Source organism: Yimella radicis, from assembly GCF_054778255.1.
Map to the genome: position 1 here is coordinate 17,533 of NZ_BAAGZR010000001.1, position 16,284 is coordinate 33,816.

Below are 16,284 nucleotides of genomic sequence, written 5' to 3' on the forward strand. Positions count from 1 at the left end.
AGGCCCGCGCGGCAGGCGCGGGCCTTCGTGAACGGCTGTCTGCTCGGATCAGTCCTGGTAGAGCGTGTCCAGGTCGTCCTTGTACTTCTGGACGACGACCTTCCGCTTGAGCTTGAGGCTCGGCGTGATCTCGCCCTCCTCGATCGACAGGTCGCGCGGCAGGATGATGAACCGCTTGATCTGCTCCCAGCGGGCGAGCTTGCTGTTGAGCTCGTCAACATATCCCTGCACCATCTCGCGCACCTGGTCGGAGGTGACGATGGTCTGGTAGTCGGCGCCCTTCAAGTCGCCACCGTGCGCGTCCGCCCATTCCTTGATGGCGTCCTCGTCGAGCGTGATGAGCGCCGACACGAACTTGCGACCGTCGCCCTCCACGACCAGTTGCGAGGCGAAGGGGCAGATGCCCTTGAAGATCGCCTCGATCTGGCTGGGTGCGACGTACTTGCCGTTGGAGGTCTTGAAGAGGTCCTTCTTGCGGTCGGTGACCCGCAGGTGACCGGTCGGGTTGAGCTCGCCGATGTCGCCGGTGTGGAACCACCCGTCGTCAGTGAGCACTTCCTTGGTGACGTCGTCCATGCCGCGGTAACCCTGCATCACGCCGGGTCCCTTCACCAGGATCTCGCCGTCCTCGGCGATCTTCACCTCGGTGCCGGGCAGCGGCCAGCCGACGGTGCCCGGGATGTTGGCGTAGGGACGGTTGACGAACGTAGCGGCACTGGTCTCGGTGAGTCCGTAACCCTCCAGGATCGGGATGCCCATCCCGTCGAACCACTTGGCCACGTCCTGGTTGAGTGCGGCCGAACCGGAGATGAAGAAGCGGATGTTGCCACCGAACCGCTGACGGATCTTCTTGGCGATGATTGCGTCACCGATCTTGTGCATGGCGGCCGTGGCAGCTCCGAGCTTTTCGCCCTTGGCGTTGGCATCGGACACCTTGAGCGCGTTGGCCGAGTGCCAGTCGAACAACTTCGCCTTCGCGCCGCCCTCGTCGCGCATCATGATCGAGATACGGCCGTAGACCTTCTCGAAGATGCGCGGTGCAGCGCCCATCCACACCGGCTTCACCACCGGGAGGTTCTCGACGATCTTGTCGACCCGGCCGTCGATGGCGGTGGTGAATCCGATCTGCAGCGGAAGGGTCAGCAGCACCTTGCCGAAGACGTGGGCCAGCGGCAGCCACAGGAAGGCCTTGTCGTCCGGCCCCAAAAGATTGGACGAATCGACGGCCGCAGCTTCGTAGGTCCACGCGCGGTGCGGCAGCCGCACACCCTTCGGGCGACCGGTGGTGCCGGAGGTGTAGATGAGGGTGGACAGGTGCTCCGGTTCGATCTTGTCGACCCGCTCCTCGACCGCACCCTCGTGCGAGGCAAGGTACTCGGCGCCGAGCTTCTCCAGGTCGGCCAACGAGATGATCCAGTCGCCGTCCGATTCACCGTCGAAGGTGACGACCTTGACGACGGAAGCGATCGCGTCACGTCCCTCACGCAACATCGTGTTGTGCGCCTCGTCCTCGGTGAAGACGACTTTGCTGCCCGAGTCGGCGATGATGAACAGTGTGTCGTCGACGGTGGAGGTCGGGTAGATCGTGGTGGTGGCCGCACCGGCGAGCATCACGCCGAGGTCGGTGATCGCCCACTCCACGCGGGTCGCACTGGCGATCGCGACGCGGTCCTCCATCTCGACGCCGAGGCTGATCAGACCGGCGGCGATGTTGCGTGAGCGGACGGCGACCTCCGCCCAGGTCAGGGAGTGCCAGTTCTCGTCGGCGTCCGGGAACTCGAACGCGACCCGATCCGGGGTCTTCGAGACGCGATCGAGGAAGAGCGCACCGACCGAACGGGCGGCGTTGTTGATCACCGCGTAGTCGGGCTTCTCTTCCTGGTTGCTCATCATTGCCATGGTGTTTTTCTCTCCTGCGTCGGGGGCGGGGCTCGCCGGTTTGTGACCTAGGTTACTTGCGGGTCACAAGAACGTCAGGCGTTCCCGGCAACAAACCGGTTTCTCTTGCTCAGTACAGACGCCGCAGGCTCACCAGATGGACGTTCTCCAGCAGCCCGATCGCCACCCAGCAGGCGAACATGCTCGACCCGCCGTAGGAGACGAACGGCAGCGGAAGTCCGGTGACGGGCATGAGCCCGAGGTTCATCCCGATGTTCTCCAGCACCTGGAACAGGAACCAACCGACGACACCGACCGCGACCAGGCGTCCGAAGGAGTCCTGCGCGCGGCGGGCGATCAGGACCGCGCGCACCAGGATCGTTCCCAGCAACGCGATCACGATCGCTGCGCCGACGAAGCCGAATTCCTCGCCTGCCACGGAGAAGACGAAGTCGGTCTGCTGGAAGGGAATGAAACCGCCCTGCGTCTGGCGTCCCTGGAAGAGTCCTTCGCCGGTCCAGCCGCCCGATCCGATCGCGATCTTCACCTGCTGCACCTGGTAGCCGATGCCGGTCGGGTCGCCGTCGGGATCCGCGAACGCGGTCAGGCGGGCTCGTTGGTACGGATCGAGCACGTTCGTGGTCACGGCGATCACCGCCGCGCACGCCATTGCGGTGAAGATCGTGGCCAGCCACCACCGCGAGGCCCCCGACACCGCGAGTACGCAGACGCTGAGCATCACCAGGACGAGGGCCGAGCCGAGGTCGGGTTGGGCGAGCACGAGCAGGATCGGCAGGGCGGCCACTCCCCCGGCGAGCCAAACATCGCGCCGCGGAGGCGGCGCGCCACGTTCTCCCCGCTCGGCCAGGATCATCGCCAGACCCACACATAGGGCGACCTTCGCCAGTTCGGCGGGCTGGATCGAGAAGCCGGGCACCTGAATCCAGGACCGGGACCCGTTGACGGTCGAACCCAACGGACTCAGTACGAGCACCAGACCCACGATCGCGCCCAGGTAGACCCACGGCGCCAATGCGCGGATCGCCCGGAAGTCGGTTCGCATCACCACCACCGCCAGGGTGACACCGACGACGGTGTTGAACAGATGCCGCACCAGAGATCCGGCGCCTTCCACGTTCCGCGTGGCGGAGTACACCAGGAGCGCGCCGATCGCGCAGAGAGCTGCCGCGGACAGCAGCAGACCCCAGTCGCTGCGTGTCCAGGACAACTGACGCGTGTCGGCGGTCTGCGGCCAGACGGCGCCGAGACCGCCCTGCGTCGTCATCGGAAGGTCAGTCGTCAGTCGCTCAGGGCCGGGCAGAGCCTGCGGGCCTCGTCGACGTCGCGGGTCATCTGCTCGATGAGTGGTTCGATGCCCTCGAATTTCACGTTGCCACGCAACCGCTGCACGAACTCCACCGTGACGACCTCGTCGTAAAGGTCGAGGTCGGTGCGGTCGAGCACGTATGCCTCCACGGTGCGCTGAGTGCCCTCGAAGGTCGGGTTGGTGCCGACCGAGATCGCCGCGGGGAGGCGGTGATCGGGGTGGATCGGCGCCAGCGACGGACGCACCAGATAACCGGCATAGACGCCGTCGGCGGGCACCATGCCGGTGCTGTTCTGGGCGAGGTTCGCCGTGGGAAAGCCGAGTTCACGGCCACGTTCGAAACCGTGCACGACCATGCCGGTCACCGTGTGCGGGCGACCGAGGATGTCGGCGGCGGCGGTGACATCACCCTCCCGCAGCGCTTCGCGGACGCACGTCGAGGAGTAGCGCCGCCCGGTGCCCACGTCGTCCAGCACGACGACCTCGAAGCCGTGCTCGTCGCCCAGATCGCGCAGCGTCGAGACATCACCGGAGTTGCGCACACCGAAGCGAGTGTCCTTGCCGCACACCACGACCCGGACATTCAGTGCTTCGACGAAGACGGCACGGACGAAGTCCTCGGGAGTCATCGCAGCCAGTTCGGTGGTGAACTCCAGGACCAAGGTCGCGGCCACACCGGCGTCGGCCAGGCGGCTCATCCGCGCCTCGAGCCCGGCCAATGCCTCGGGAGCCTCGTCCGGACGCAGGACGGCGATCGGATGCGGATCGAAGGTCACTGCGACCGGGGTCGCGTCTCGTTCACCGGCGAGGCCACAGACTCTTTCCAGCAGTGCTTGGTGCCCGCGGTGCACGCCGTCGAAGTTGCCCATCGTCAGGACGGTGGGTCCGAGGTCGGCCGGCACGTCCTCGACGCGGGTGATCACAAGCACGGCGGCAACTGTAGTGCGCGTGCTCATCCGACGGCGGTCCGCCTCGTGCCACTATTCGGACGACCCGGAACACCGGTGGACGTAGGTGATGGAGGTAGGGATGACTGGCTGGGCCGAGCTGACGCGCCGATCGCTCGACGAACTCCGCACGACGGACGAGACGTATCGTCCGACGAACTTCTGGGGACCCGGCGTGGATCGCCTGCTGTCCGAGATGGAGACGATCGGTCTGGAGAAGTTCAAATCGTGGCCGAGTGCCCCGATCTGGTTCTACCCGATGTACGGCAACGGCTGGACCGAGGCGACGTTGGCCAAAGCGCTGCAGAGCGCGAAGCAGGTCAACCCGCGCGCCAACCAGGGATACTTCTACAACTCACTGAACGGATGGTTCGAGGCACGGCGCGACTTCGACGTGGCCATGATGGCCTGGGACCAGCACCGGTGGCCATTCGACATCGGCGGGCACGGCGAGAGCAAGGTCGGATCCCCTTGGCAGGCATTCGGGGGTGTCCCCGGAGGAAGTGCCCAGTTCGGCAGGGCGTACGCCAACTACCTGCTGCTGCTGGCGGCGCTTTCGCGGCACGTCGAGCGTCCACCGACCAGCTTCCTGGAGATCGGCGGCGGTTTCGGCGTTCTCGGCGAGATCGTGCGCACGCGCGATCCGCAAGCACGGTACGTCGACCTCGATATCCCGCCGCTGCTGACCGTGGCCTCCTACTACCTGACCGAACTCTTCGGCTCCGATTCGGTCACCGTCTACGACCCGCAGACAGCCGCACGCGGTCCGATTTCCGTGCCCGAATGTGGTGTGTTGCCCAACTTCCGCATCGCGGACCTCGACGCAGAGTTCGAGGTGTTCGTCAATTCCTTCTCCTTCCAGGAGATGGAGCCGCCCGTCGTCGACCACTACATCGGGCAGGTCTGCGACAAGGGCATCACGTACGCCGTGTCGCTCAACTCGCGAGAGGGCAAGCCGAAGGCAGCACAGGCCGGCGACTGGGGGGCCCTGGACCCGGTCAAGTCCGCCGACATCATCGACATGTTCGACCGCCGTGGGCTCGAACTGGTCGGTCGGTACGACACCCCGCTGGTCCGCAGCGCCGGACAGGTCAACGTCTTCCGTCGTCGCTGACTGACCGACCTCAGCCGGCCGGGAAGACCACCTTCGACACAGCACGCTCCCCGGTCTGGTCGAGCATCGCCACGAGATCCTCGACCGGGCCGATGGCTGCCACCACGTCGATCCGCGGTCCCGACGAAGCGAGCTTCTGTCCGTATCGCAACGCGCGTGCCTGCGCCTCGTCGAGTTCGCGCACCGGGAACTGCTCGCGCGCCGCCTGCGCCATGGGCAGGATACTCAGCGGTTCATCGGCGTGATGGGCCTCGTTGAGCTCGTCCATCGTCGGTACGCCGTCGACCGTGTACCGCCCGACGCGTGTGCGGCGCAGCGCGGTGAGGTGCCCACCGACTCCGAGCAGATCGCCCAGATCCCGGGCCAGCGCACGGACGTAGGTGCCCGACGAGACCTCGACCTCCACTTCAAGGTCAAGGGCTCCGTCCCCGATCTCCGGACGTGGGGTGCTCGACCTGATCTCGAAGGTGCTCACCGTCACCGGCCGAGCCGCGAGCTTCACCTCGTCGCCTCCGCGCACCTTCGCATACGCCCGCTTCCCGTCGACCTTGATCGCGCTCACCGAACTGGGTACCTGCTGTATCGACCCGGTCAGCCGTGCGACCGCGTCCGAGACGGCACCGGCGTCGAGTTGCGCCGTCGCAACTGTGGCGGTGATGTCGCCCTCGGCGTCATCGGTGACCGTCGACTGACCCAGTCTGATCGTCGCGGTGTACGTCTTGTCGCACCCGACAAGGAAGGTCAGCAACTTGGTCGCCCGATTGATACCGAGCACCAGCAGTCCGGTGGCCATCGGGTCGAGCGTGCCTGCATGCCCGACCCGGCGGGTGCCGGCGAGGCGACGGGTGCGGGCCACGACGTCGTGACTGGTCCAGCCGGCCGGCTTGTCGACCAGCAGGAGTCCGTCGTCGGTCACTCGTCGGTCACTCGCCACCGGCGTCGTCCGCCGCAGGCTTGCGGTACGGGTCGGCGTCGCCGGCGTACTGGGCACCGGCATTGCGCTGCAGTTCGGCGTCGCGTTCCCGCGCGGCAACGAGAGCTGCCTCGATGTTCGCTGCACCTTCGGGAATCGCGTCGGGAATGAACTCCAGCGACGGGGTGAGCCGGATGCCGAGGCCCTTGCCGACGTGCGAGCGGATCCGGCCGCGGTTGTCGGCGAGCGCCGCCTCGGTGTCGGCGCGCGCCTTCTCGTCCCCGAAGATCGTGTAGAACACCGACGCGTGCTGCAGGTCGCCGGTGACCCGGACGTCGGTGACGGTGATGAATCCGAGGCGCTCGTCCTTCAGCCGGAACTCGAGGTACTCGGCCACCAAGGACTTGATGCGTTCGGCGATCTTTCGTGCGCGTGCGGGGTCAGCCATGCGTGCAAACCTACCGCCAACGACGTCGATCATCGTCGTCGGCGGTTGCGTGCTGCGACGAAGTCCCAGCATTGCGAAGGCATCCCGACAGCCTCCGGACAGCGACCGGCCCGAATCTGCTTCAGGACGACACCGGACGGTGTCGGTCCCGACTCAGGAAGGCATGACATGGCAACCATGAAGATCCTCGCGACTGCCGGACTCGCGGCGGCAGCAGGTCTCGGCGTGGGCGCGGCCGCGACCTCGCTCGCCGACACCACCTCGCCGAGCGCGACCAGTTCACCGAGCTCGTCGAGCTCCTCGTCCGCTGACTCGAACAAGAGCTCCGGTGCCGACGCGACGAAGGATGCGACCAAGGATTGCGGTCCGCGTGCGGGCAAGGACGCTCGCGGGATGCACAAGCACACGGAGGTGACCGGCACGGCCGCGACCAGCGTGAAGAACGCGGTGACCGCGAAGTACCCAGGCGCGACGATCGAGAAGGTGTTGCAGGACGAGGACGGCTCGTACGACGTGCTGGCCACCAAGTCCGGCGACAGGGTCATGTACGAGGTGAGCAAGGACCTCAAGACGATCACCGAACGCACCGGCGGCCCCGGTAAGGGCGGCCCGCGTGGTGAGCGTCCGGCTCCCCCGACCGGGCAGGGTCAGGCGGGCGACCCCTCGGCAGGCTCGTCCACAACGTCGCCCTCGGGGACGGCGCAGTCCAGCTGGACGCCGACCGTCTGAATCGGTCGCTGAGCATCTCCGCGATCGGGACCGCGTGAACATCGCTGAACGGCAAGCCAGTTGGCTGCGCTTTCGGGGACTCACGTGGTCTCGATCGCGCTCGGTCGGTAACCCTGCCTCACTACTCGACCGGCGTGAGGGCGTGGCCCGTGTTGTCAGGACTCCTTGCGAGCGACGATGAGGTCGCGGTCGATGGAGGCGTCGACCCGGTGGCGGAAAGAGCTGTCCCGCCAGTCGGTGACCACGATGAGACCATGTTGTTCCAACATCAGCGCCAGGTCCTCGGCGGGAGCCACGTGTCGGTTGTAGGACAGACCGACCGCTCCTCCGGTGCGCAGCGTCCGGATCCATGCGGGCATCGCACGGTCGAGCAGTTCGAGCGGACGGCGCGAGAGACGGTCTCCGTGTGATCCGTGCTGCACGCCGTACGGGGTGTCGGTGACGATGACGTCGATGCTCGCCGCACGGACGAGGCCACCGAGGTCGGTGGTGTCGGTCGACAGATAGCGCACCGTCTGCGTGTCTCCGGCTTTGAACGCGTCCTTGGTCGGCGCCACCTCGAGAGTGAACTCGCGACCGCGTGTCCGTCCGCCGGTCGTGCTCGCGCCCCGGTCCATCGTGTGTTTGAGCCGGTGCGCCTGCACCCACGTCTTCAGGAACGCGGCGTAGGTGTCGTAGTCCTTGCGGTCGACGTCGACGCCGGTGACGCTGTACCCCGCCAGCAGAGCGATGTTGAGGGTCGTCCCGCGTCCGCACATCGGGTCCATGACGTCCAGGCCGCCGTCCAGCCACTTGCTCGGGCGCTTGGTCGCAGCCGCAGTGACGTTGAGCAGCAACCGCGTCCACTGTTCGTTGGTCTTCCCCTGGTACTTCTGAATCGTCACCAGATCGCTGGGGTAGAACTGCCTGCGCTGCAACGGAATCGGCCGCAGCAACTCACCCTCACGCTCGAACAGCGCGAACGTCGCCGAGAGGTTCGACAGAGCCGGCACGACCTCGTCACCGGAGGCGGAAATGGTCAGGTAATCGACCCCCGCCAATTCGATCGGCGCGACGTCGGGCGTCGATCCGAAGGCCGCCAGCACGGTCTCGATCTCGGCCGCGGCCAGGCGCGGGGCAGCGTCCGCATAGACACGATTGCTCGACGGTGCGACCAGCACCAGGTACTCACTCACGACCGGTCACGCTACCGGGCGGACGGCGCCGGCACTTCGGGGAGGCGTTTGTCCCACCGGCAGCGAACTTTCCCTTCTCGCGGGGGAAGTCCCTCCCTGTTCCTGCCAGGACGCGATCAGGGACGCAGGAAGCCCCGGTGCGAGCGAACTCGCACCGGGGGCTCCATGAAGAGCAGCGGGATCAGGCCCGCGGCTTCTCCTGCATCTCGTACGTCGCGATGAGGTCGCCCAACTGCAGGTCGTTGTACGACCCGAGGTTGATACCGCACTCGAAGCCCTCACGGACCTCGGTGACGTCGTCCTTGAACCGGCGCAGACCGGCGATCTCGACGTTCTCGGCCACGACGACGCCGTCGCGGGTGATGCGCGCCTTGGTGCCGCGCTTGATCTCACCCGAGCGGACGATCGAACCGGCGATGTTGCCGAACTTGGACGAGCGGAAGATCTCGCGGATCTCCGCGGTACCGAGCTCGACCTCTTCGTACTCCGGCTTGAGCATGCCCTTCAGGGCCGCCTCGATCTCCTCGATGGCGCTGTAGATCACCGAGTAGTACCGGATCTCCACACCTTCCTTGTCGGCGTACTCCGCGTTCTGACCCTCGGCTCGCACGTTGAAGCCGATGATCACCGCGTTGGAGGCCACCGCGAGGTTGATGTTGTTCATCGTGATCGAGCCGACGCCGCGGTCGATGATGCGCAGGTCGACCTCTTCGCCCACATCGATCTGCATGAGGGCGTCCTCGAGCGCTTCGACCGAACCCGACACGTCACCCTTGAGGATGAGGTTGAGGGTCTCGACCTTGCCGGCGGCGAGGTGCTCGTTGAGGTCCTCCAGGCTGATCCGCTTGCGCGCCTTGGCCAGGCTGGCCTGACGGTCGGCAGCTTCACGCTTCTCGGCGATCTGGCGAGCCGTGCGGTCGTCCGGAGCCACGATGAACGTGTCACCTGCACGCGGCACCGAGGCCAGACCGGTCACCTGGACCGGACGGGACGGGGTCGCCTCGTACACGTTGTTGCCGTGCTCGTCGAGCATCGCGCGGACGCGGCCGTGGGCCGTTCCGGCGACGATCGCGTCACCGACACGCAGCGTGCCCGACTGCACCAGGACGGTGGCGATCGCACCGCGTCCACGGTCGAGGTTGGCCTCGATCGCGACGCCGCGAGCGTCCTTGTCCGGGTTGGCGCGCAGGTCGAGGGCGGCGTCTGCAGTGAGCAGGACGGCCTCGAGCAGCTCGTCGATGTTCTGACCCTGGCGAGCCGACACGTCGACGAACATGGTGTCGCCGCCGTACTCCTCCGCGATCAGGTTGTACTCGGTCAGCTGCTGACGCACCTTGGCCGGGTTCGCACCGTCGACGTCAATCTTGTTGACCGCGACGACGATCGGCACATCGGCCGCCTGCGCGTGGTTCAAGGCCTCGATCGTCTGCGGCATGACACCGTCGTCGGCCGCGACCACGAGGATCGCGACGTCGGTGACCTTCGCACCACGTGCACGCATGGCGGTGAACGCCTCGTGACCCGGGGTGTCGATGAAGGTGATCGGACGGTCGTTGCCCTCGTGCTCCTTGTGCACCTGGTAGGCACCGATGTGCTGGGTGATGCCACCGGCCTCCGACGCCTGGACGTCGGCGTCACGGATGGCGTCCAGCAGGCGCGTCTTACCGTGGTCGACGTGACCCATGACGGTCACGACCGGAGGACGGGCCTGCAGGTCCTCGTCGGACTCGGCATCAGCCTCTGCCTCGAGGTCGATGTTGAAGGCGCCGAACAGCTCCTTCTCCTCGTCCTCCGGCGAGACGACCTGGACGTCGTAGCCCAGCTCGGCACCGAGCAGCTTGAAGGTGTCCTCGTCGAGCGACTGGGTCGCCGTGGCCATCTCACCGAGGTGGATCAGCACGGTTACCAGCGACGCGGGGTTCGCGTCGATGCGGTCGGCGAAGTCGGTCAGCGACGAACCGCGACGCACCCGCACGACGGTCTTGCCGTCGCCACGGGGAACGCTGACGCCACCGATCGACGGAGCCTGCATCTGCTCGAATTCCTGACGCTTCGCGCGCTTGGACTTGCGACCGCGGACCTTTCCGCCGCCTCGTCCGAACGCGCCCTGCGTGCCACCACGACCACCGGGACGGTTGCCGCCGCCACCGGGACGACCGGCGAAACCGCCGCCGCCCGGACGACCGGGCGCACCGCCGGGGCCGCCACCGGGACGACCGGGGCCCCCACCACGGGCGGGACGGTCACCGGGACGACCGATGGAGGAGCGCTCCGGCATCATGCCGGGGCTGGGACGGGATCCACCCGGGCGCGGGGCGCCACCGGCGGGAGCGCCACCGGGACGCGGACCTGCCGGACGCGGACCCGCTGCGCCACCGGCGCCGCGAGCCGAGGCCGGACGGGGCATGCCCTGGCTGGGAGCGAACGGGTTGTTGCCCGGACGCGCCGGCTGACCCGAGCGCATGCCCTGGCTGGAACTGAACGGGTTGTTGCCCGGACGCGGCGCGCCGGGGCGGCCACCACCGGACGCGCCGGCTCCACCGGGACGACCCGAGCGCGAGTCACCACGACCCTGATCTCGACCCTGGTCACGCGCCGGACGCTCTTCACGAGCGGCCGGAGCGGCCGGTGCCGGACGAGCACCGGGCTTCGGTGCTGCCGGACCCGGACGGTTCGACGTCTCGCGAGCCGCCGGGGCGGCGGGCTGCGTGGCCGGCGCGGACTCGGCAGCGGGTGCCGATTCGGTCGCCGGCTTCGGGGCGGACTTCACCTCGGGCGCGGCTGCGGGCTCGACTGTGGGCTTGGCAGCCGCGGCCGGAGCCGGCGGAGCCTTCGGCTCTGCAGCGGGCTTGGCCGGTGCCGGACCCGGACGAGCGGAGGTGCTCGACGGGGTGCTCGGTGTGCTGGACGGGGACGGTGCAGCCTTCTTTGCGCCGGGCTTCGGCGCAGCCGACTTCCCGGCCGGCTTGTCGGCCTTCTCCTCGGCCTTGCCCGCCGAGGGCGGCGGGTTCTCCTTGATCTTGCGGACGACCGGAGCCTCGATGGTGGAGCTCGCCGTCTTGACGAACTCTCCCTGCTCCTTCAGGTACGCAAGAAGTTCTTTGCTCTCGATCCCGAGCTCTTTTGCGAGCTCGTGAACTCGGACCTTTGCCACGCTTCTCCTTTATGGATTGCGACGGTCCGAGCGCGAAAGAATCGCGAGCGAACCGTCAATCAGAGGGTGTTGCTCATCGCTGAGTACTCATCGGGTGCTCATCAGCGTCAAACCCGCTTTCGGTTCTCTTCCTTGTCCGCGGCATCGGTCGATGCAGCGGCGTCGTGCATGGCCCACCACTCCTGGACGGGTGTGGTGTCCACCTGCGCCGGTACTCGCAACGCGCGTCCGAGTGCCTGACGGGCCAAAGCCCGTTCGACACATGCGACTCGCGGATGCAACCAGGCTCCCCTGCCGGGCAACCGGCCTCGCTCGTCAACGATGACCTGCCACCGAGACGGCGGGTCACGATCGGCGATAGCGACGAGGTGTACCAACTCGGACCGTTCATCCCGCTGCCGGCAACCGACACACGTCCGGAGACCGGTGTGTGCAGGTTTGTGGCCACGTTCTGGCGAACTGTCCGCGAGCAAGTCTAGCGCAGCGTTCACTCCCCGCCGTTTCCGGCGGGTCCCGCGGCGGTCGGCGAGCCGGACGCAACAGCCGGTCCACCGGGCGCGGTGTCGGGACGGATGTCGATGCGCCAGCCGGTCAGCTTGGCCGCGAGTCGGGCGTTCTGACCCTCCTTGCCGATCGCCAGCGAAAGCTGGTAGTCGGGCACGATGACGCGCGCAGCCTTGCCGGCCCGGTCGGTGATCTCCACCGCGGAGACCCGCGAGGGCGACAGCGCAGCGGCAACGAACTCGGCCGGGTCCTCGGAGTAGTCGACGATGTCGATCTTCTCGCCGTGCAGTTCGGTCATGACGGCCCGCACGCGCGAGCCCATCGGGCCGATGCAGGCACCCTTCGCGTTCACGCCGGGCGTCTTGGAGTGCACCGCGAGTTTGGTGCGGTGGCCGGCCTCGCGGGCAAGAGCCGCGATCTGCACGGTGCCGTCGGCGATCTCGGGCACCTCGAGCGCGAACAGCTTGCGCACCAGGTTGGGGTGGGTGCGCGACAGACCGATCTGCGGGCCCTTCGGTCCGCGCTTGACGCTCACGACATAGCAGCGCAGCCGCTCACCGTGCTTGTAGGTCTCGCCCGGCACCTGCTCGGCGGACGGCAGGAATCCCTCGACCGTGCCGAAGTCGACACGGACGGTGCGCGGGTCACTGGACTGTTGGATGATGCCGGCGACGATGTCGCCCTCGCGGCCCTTGAAGTCGCCGAGGATCGCCTCGTCCTCGACGTCACGCATGCGCTGGACGATGACCTGTCGGGCGGTCGCCGCGGCGACGCGTCCGAAGTTGTCGGGGGTGTCGTCGAACTCCGGGCCGGGGTCGCTGCGGACGCCTTCGTCGTCGATCTCGCCGTCCTCACGGGCCCACACGACGACATGGCCGCTCTTGCGGTCGAGTTCGACGCGGGCGTGCCGCAGGGATCCCTCCACGCGGTGGTAGGCGGTGAGCAGCGCCTGCTCGATCGCAGGCACGATGACATCCATCGGGATCTCGCGCTCCCGTTCGAGCGCGCGCAGTGCAGCCATGTCGATGTCCATCAGAGCTCTCCTTCCTCGGCCCGGTTGAACTCCACGTTCACCTTGCTCTTCGTCGTGTCGGCGTAGGCCAGCGTCGTCAGCGCAGGTTCGCCCTTGGCGGGTTGGACAAACAGGTCGAAATCGTCGGCACCGGCGCGCATCACGCGTCCGGTGAGTTCGCCACCCTCGGTGCGGGCGACCGTGATCAGCCGGCCGACGTTGCGCCGGTAGTGCCGCGGCTCGGTGAGCGGGCGGTCGATTCCGGGCGAGGAGACCTCGAGTACGTAGGGCTGTTCGCCCATCGCGTCGGTCTCGTCGAGACGGTCGCTGATGACGCGGGTGAGTTCACCGACGGTGTCGAGATCGAGCGGCTCGATGGCTGAGGTGTCGTCGGCGGGGTCGAGATCGGACAGGTCGCGGTCGACGAGCACGCGGACGACGCGGCGCTTGCCGGCGGGGGTGACGGTGAGGTCCTCGACGCGTGCGCCCAGGGGGGCCAAAGCGGAGGTCAGGTCGGCAAGGATCTGCTGGTGCCGATCCGTCGGGCTGGTGCTCATCGCCTGACTCCTGTGTTCTCGAGTGGGATCAACCACTCTAATCAGGACGGCTGCCGCTGCACCAATCGAAAGCGGGGTCGTCCGACCGGCGAGCCGGTCGTCTTCGATCCCGACTCGCCCGGGCACACGGTCAGCGTGCCCGGAGCGTCTCCTGCGACGTGTGGATCCCGCACTCGGTCTTCCCGGTGCCGGACCAGCGTCCGGCGCGGGCGTCCTCGCCGGCAAGCACCTTGCGCGTGCACGGCGCGCAGCCGATCGACGGAAATCCCTGGGACAGAAGCGGATTCATGATCACGTCGTGCTCGGCGACGTACCGCTCCACGTCCGCGTCGGTCCACGCAGCGAGCGGCGCGAGCTTGAGCAGCTCACGGCGATCGTCGTAGGAGACGACCGGCGTCCCGGCCCGCGACGGCGACTCCGCGCGGCGCAGACCTGTCGCCCAGGCGGCCTTCCCGTCGAGCGCCTCGTCGAGCGGATGTGTCTTTCGTAACGCGCAGCACAGGTCGGGGTCACTGTCGTGCAACCGCGGGCCGTACTCGGCGTCCTGCTCGGCGACGGTCTGGCGCGGCTTGGCATCGATCAGCCGGACGTCGTACTCGCGGGCGACGCGGTCGCGGGTCTCGATCGTCTCGGCGAAGTGATAGCCGGTGTCAAGGAAGACGACCTGGATGCCGGGGACGGCCTTCGAGGCGAGGTGCACCAGCACGGTGTCCTGCATCGAAGCGGCGACCACCAGATCGTCCCCGAACCGCTCACCCGCCCAGCGCAGGATCTCCTGCGCCGGGGCGTCGGCAAGCTCGCGGGACGCGGTTTCTGCGAGCGCCGAGAGGTCACTCATCGCAGGTGCTCCTCGTCGGCCCGGCCGACCCATTCCGCGAACCGCTCGCCGTCGGTGCGCTGCTGCGCGAAGTTGGTGGCAAGGCGCTCGACGTAGTCGCCGAGTTCGGCGGAAGTCACCTTGTGGGCGCGCAGCTTGCGGCCGAAGCCGGCGTCGAGGCCGAGCCCTCCACCGAGGTGCACCTGGAATCCCTCGACCTGTTCTCCGTCGGCGGTGGTGACGATCTGCCCCTTCAGACCGATGTCGGCGGTCTGGATGCGGGCGCACGAGTTCGGGCAGCCGTTGAGGTGGATCGCGATCGGCACGTCGAGGTCGAGGTGCTCCAGGCGCGCATCCAGTTCCGCAACGAGGTCGATCGCGCGCTGCTTGGTGTCGACGATCGCCAGCTTGCAGAACTCCAGACCGGTGCACGCCATCGTCGAACGACGCCAGCGCGACGGATTCGCCTCCAGGCCGACGGTCTTCATCTGCGCCACGAGCGGCTGGATCTGCTCAGGCGGCACGTCGAGCACCAGGAGTTTCTGGTGCGGAGTGAGCCGGACGCGTCCACTGCCGGCCCGCTCGGCGGCGTCGGCGACCTGCGACAGGATCGTGCCGGACACGCGTCCGACGACCGGCGCGAAGCCGATGTAGGCGTTGCCGTCGACCTGCTTGTGGATGCCGATGTGATCCAGCGGGGTCTCGTCGACCGGCGCCGGCGGACCGTCCGGTAGGTCGAATCCGAGGAACTCCCGCTGCAGCACGTCACGGAACTTCTCCGGTCCCCAGTCGGAGACCAGGAACTTGATGCGAGCACGGTGACGCAGACGCCGGTAGCCGTAATCGCGGAACAACTGCACGACGCCGTACCAGACGTCCGGCACCTGTTCGAGGGTGACGAAGGCGCCGAGGCGGACCGCCAACTTGGGGTTGGTCGACAGGCCGCCACCGACGAGGAGGTCGAAGCCAGGACCGAGTTCGGGGTGGACGACGCCGACGAACGAGACATCGTTGATCTCCGGCGCGGTGTCGGGCAGCCACGAGATGGCGGTCTTGAACTTGCGCGGCAGGTTGCTGACGGTCGGGTCACCGATGTACCGGCGGCTGATCTCGTCGATCGCGGGCGTTGCATCCAGCACCTCTGCCGAGCTGACACCGGCCACGGGCGAACCGAGCACCACACGGGGGCAGTCGCCGCACGCCTCGGTGGTCGAGAGCCCGACGGCTTCGAGGCGCCGCCAGATCTCCGGGACGTCCTCGACCCGCACCCAGTGCAACTGGATGTTCTGTCGATCGGTGATATCGGCCGTGTCCCGGCCGAACTCAGTCGAGATCTGCGCGATCACCCGCAACTGCTCGGTGCTGAGCGCTCCGCCGTCGCAGCGGATCCGAAGCATGAAGAACTCGTCGTCGAGTTCCTCCGGCTCCATCGACGCCGTCCGGCCGCCGGAGATCCCCTGGCGGCGCTGGGTGTACAGCCCCCACCAACGCATCCGGCCACGCAGATCGTCGGGATGGATCGAGGCGAACCCCTGCTTGGAGTAGACCTCCTCAATCCGGCGACGCACGTTCAGGCCGTCGTCCTGCGCCTTGAACTGCTCGTTGTGGTTCAGCGGCTCGCGCTGGTCGAGCGCCCACTGCCCCTCGTTCTTCGTCGTCACGGCTGTCACGTTCCATAACTTCCCATTTGGTGACCCCAAACTTCAAAT

14 protein-coding genes are annotated in these 16,284 nt (G+C 67.5%); 2 read left to right on the forward strand and 12 right to left on the reverse strand.

Annotated features, from left to right (window positions below; all coding sequences use genetic code 11):
* Positions 1-48: 48 nt before the first annotated feature.
* The 3 genes from ACYU8W_RS00095 to ACYU8W_RS00105 form a co-directional block, all read right to left on the reverse strand.
* Entirely contained in the window at positions 49-1,890 is a 1,842-nt protein-coding gene (locus ACYU8W_RS00095) for an AMP-dependent synthetase/ligase (protein ID WP_499465625.1), read from the reverse strand.
* A 118-nt stretch (positions 1,891-2,008) separates the two neighbouring features.
* A complete protein-coding gene (gene rodA, locus ACYU8W_RS00100; protein WP_499465627.1) occupies positions 2,009-3,163 on the reverse strand; it encodes a rod shape-determining protein RodA in 1,155 nt (384 codons plus the stop codon).
* A 14-nt stretch (positions 3,164-3,177) separates the two neighbouring features.
* Positions 3,178-4,134 (reverse strand): bifunctional riboflavin kinase/FAD synthetase, encoded by a 957-nt coding sequence (locus ACYU8W_RS00105; protein ID WP_499465629.1) that lies wholly within the window; start codon positions 4,132-4,134, stop codon positions 3,178-3,180.
* Between the two features lie 100 nt (positions 4,135-4,234).
* Here ACYU8W_RS00105 and ACYU8W_RS00110 point away from each other — a divergent pair, with 100 nt between their 5' ends.
* Positions 4,235-5,266, forward strand: a complete 1,032-nt coding sequence (locus ACYU8W_RS00110; protein ID WP_499465631.1) for a putative sugar O-methyltransferase — start codon at positions 4,235-4,237, stop codon at positions 5,264-5,266.
* A 10-nt stretch (positions 5,267-5,276) separates the two neighbouring features.
* Here the strand turns inward: ACYU8W_RS00110 and truB are convergent, their stop codons facing one another.
* Both truB and rbfA read right to left on the reverse strand, forming a co-directional pair.
* Positions 5,277-6,182 (reverse strand): tRNA pseudouridine(55) synthase TruB, encoded by a 906-nt coding sequence (gene truB / locus ACYU8W_RS00115; RefSeq protein ID WP_499465633.1) that lies wholly within the window; start codon positions 6,180-6,182, stop codon positions 5,277-5,279.
* A gap of 7 nt (positions 6,183-6,189) precedes the next feature.
* A complete protein-coding gene (gene rbfA / locus ACYU8W_RS00120; RefSeq protein WP_499465635.1) occupies positions 6,190-6,627 on the reverse strand; it encodes a 30S ribosome-binding factor RbfA in 438 nt (145 codons plus the stop codon).
* 168 nt (positions 6,628-6,795) lie between these two features.
* Here rbfA and ACYU8W_RS00125 point away from each other — a divergent pair, with 168 nt between their 5' ends.
* The gene (locus ACYU8W_RS00125) at positions 6,796-7,356 is read left to right on the forward strand and encodes a hypothetical protein (protein WP_499465637.1); all 561 of its coding nucleotides are present in this window, start codon (positions 6,796-6,798) and stop codon (positions 7,354-7,356) included.
* Positions 7,357-7,511: 155 nt separating this feature from the next.
* Here the strand turns inward: ACYU8W_RS00125 and ACYU8W_RS00130 are convergent, their stop codons facing one another.
* The 7 genes from ACYU8W_RS00130 to ACYU8W_RS00160 all read right to left on the reverse strand — a co-directional run bounded on the left by ACYU8W_RS00130 (position 7,512) and on the right by ACYU8W_RS00160 (position 16,236).
* Positions 7,512-8,531 (reverse strand): TRM11 family SAM-dependent methyltransferase, encoded by a 1,020-nt coding sequence (locus tag ACYU8W_RS00130; protein ID WP_499465638.1) that lies wholly within the window; start codon positions 8,529-8,531, stop codon positions 7,512-7,514.
* A 181-nt stretch (positions 8,532-8,712) separates the two neighbouring features.
* Positions 8,713-11,685 carry a translation initiation factor IF-2 gene (infB, locus tag ACYU8W_RS00135; RefSeq protein WP_499465640.1) on the reverse strand — a complete coding sequence of 991 codons (2,973 nt, stop codon included), beginning with the start codon at positions 11,683-11,685 and terminating at the stop codon, positions 8,713-8,715.
* Positions 11,686-11,792: 107 nt separating this feature from the next.
* Positions 11,793-12,176: a YlxR family protein gene (locus tag ACYU8W_RS00140; protein WP_499465642.1), complete on the reverse strand. Its 384-nt coding sequence runs from the start codon at positions 12,174-12,176 to the stop codon at positions 11,793-11,795.
* A complete protein-coding gene (nusA, locus tag ACYU8W_RS00145; protein ID WP_129625604.1) occupies positions 12,173-13,222 on the reverse strand; it encodes a transcription termination factor NusA in 1,050 nt (349 codons plus the stop codon). Before nusA ends, ACYU8W_RS00140 begins: the two co-directional genes overlap by 4 nt.
* Positions 13,222-13,758, reverse strand: coding sequence for a ribosome maturation factor RimP (rimP, locus tag ACYU8W_RS00150; RefSeq protein ID WP_499465644.1), 537 nt, complete (start codon positions 13,756-13,758; stop codon positions 13,222-13,224). The genes nusA and rimP overlap by 1 nt, the downstream gene beginning before the upstream one ends.
* Positions 13,759-13,888: 130 nt before the next feature.
* On the reverse strand, positions 13,889-14,596 hold the full coding sequence (locus ACYU8W_RS00155) for a phosphoadenylyl-sulfate reductase (RefSeq protein ID WP_499465646.1): 708 nt from the start codon (positions 14,594-14,596) through the stop codon (positions 13,889-13,891).
* Positions 14,593-16,236 carry a nitrite/sulfite reductase gene (locus ACYU8W_RS00160; protein ID WP_499465648.1) on the reverse strand — a complete coding sequence of 548 codons (1,644 nt, stop codon included), beginning with the start codon at positions 16,234-16,236 and terminating at the stop codon, positions 14,593-14,595. Before ACYU8W_RS00160 ends, ACYU8W_RS00155 begins: the two co-directional genes overlap by 4 nt.
* Between the last annotated feature and the right edge of the window lie 48 nt (positions 16,237-16,284).

Excerpts from the sequence above, each read along its gene's own strand:
- rbfA (WP_499465635.1), bottom strand. The coding sequence starts at position 6,627 with ATGGCTGACCCCGCACGCGCACGAAAGATCGCCGAACGCATCAAGTCC.
- nusA (WP_129625604.1), bottom strand. The coding sequence starts at position 13,222 with ATGGACATCGACATGGCTGCACTGCGCGCGCTCGAACGGGAGCGCGAG.
- ACYU8W_RS00095 (WP_499465625.1), bottom strand. The coding sequence starts at position 1,890 with ATGAGCAACCAGGAAGAGAAGCCCGACTACGCGGTGATCAACAACGCC.
- rimP (WP_499465644.1), bottom strand. The coding sequence starts at position 13,758 with ATGAGCACCAGCCCGACGGATCGGCACCAGCAGATCCTTGCCGACCTG.
- ACYU8W_RS00155 (WP_499465646.1), bottom strand. The coding sequence starts at position 14,596 with ATGAGTGACCTCTCGGCGCTCGCAGAAACCGCGTCCCGCGAGCTTGCC.
- ACYU8W_RS00125 (WP_499465637.1), top strand. The coding sequence starts at position 6,796 with ATGGCAACCATGAAGATCCTCGCGACTGCCGGACTCGCGGCGGCAGCA.
- ACYU8W_RS00110 (WP_499465631.1), top strand. The coding sequence starts at position 4,235 with ATGACTGGCTGGGCCGAGCTGACGCGCCGATCGCTCGACGAACTCCGC.
- rodA (WP_499465627.1), bottom strand. The coding sequence starts at position 3,163 with ATGACGACGCAGGGCGGTCTCGGCGCCGTCTGGCCGCAGACCGCCGAC.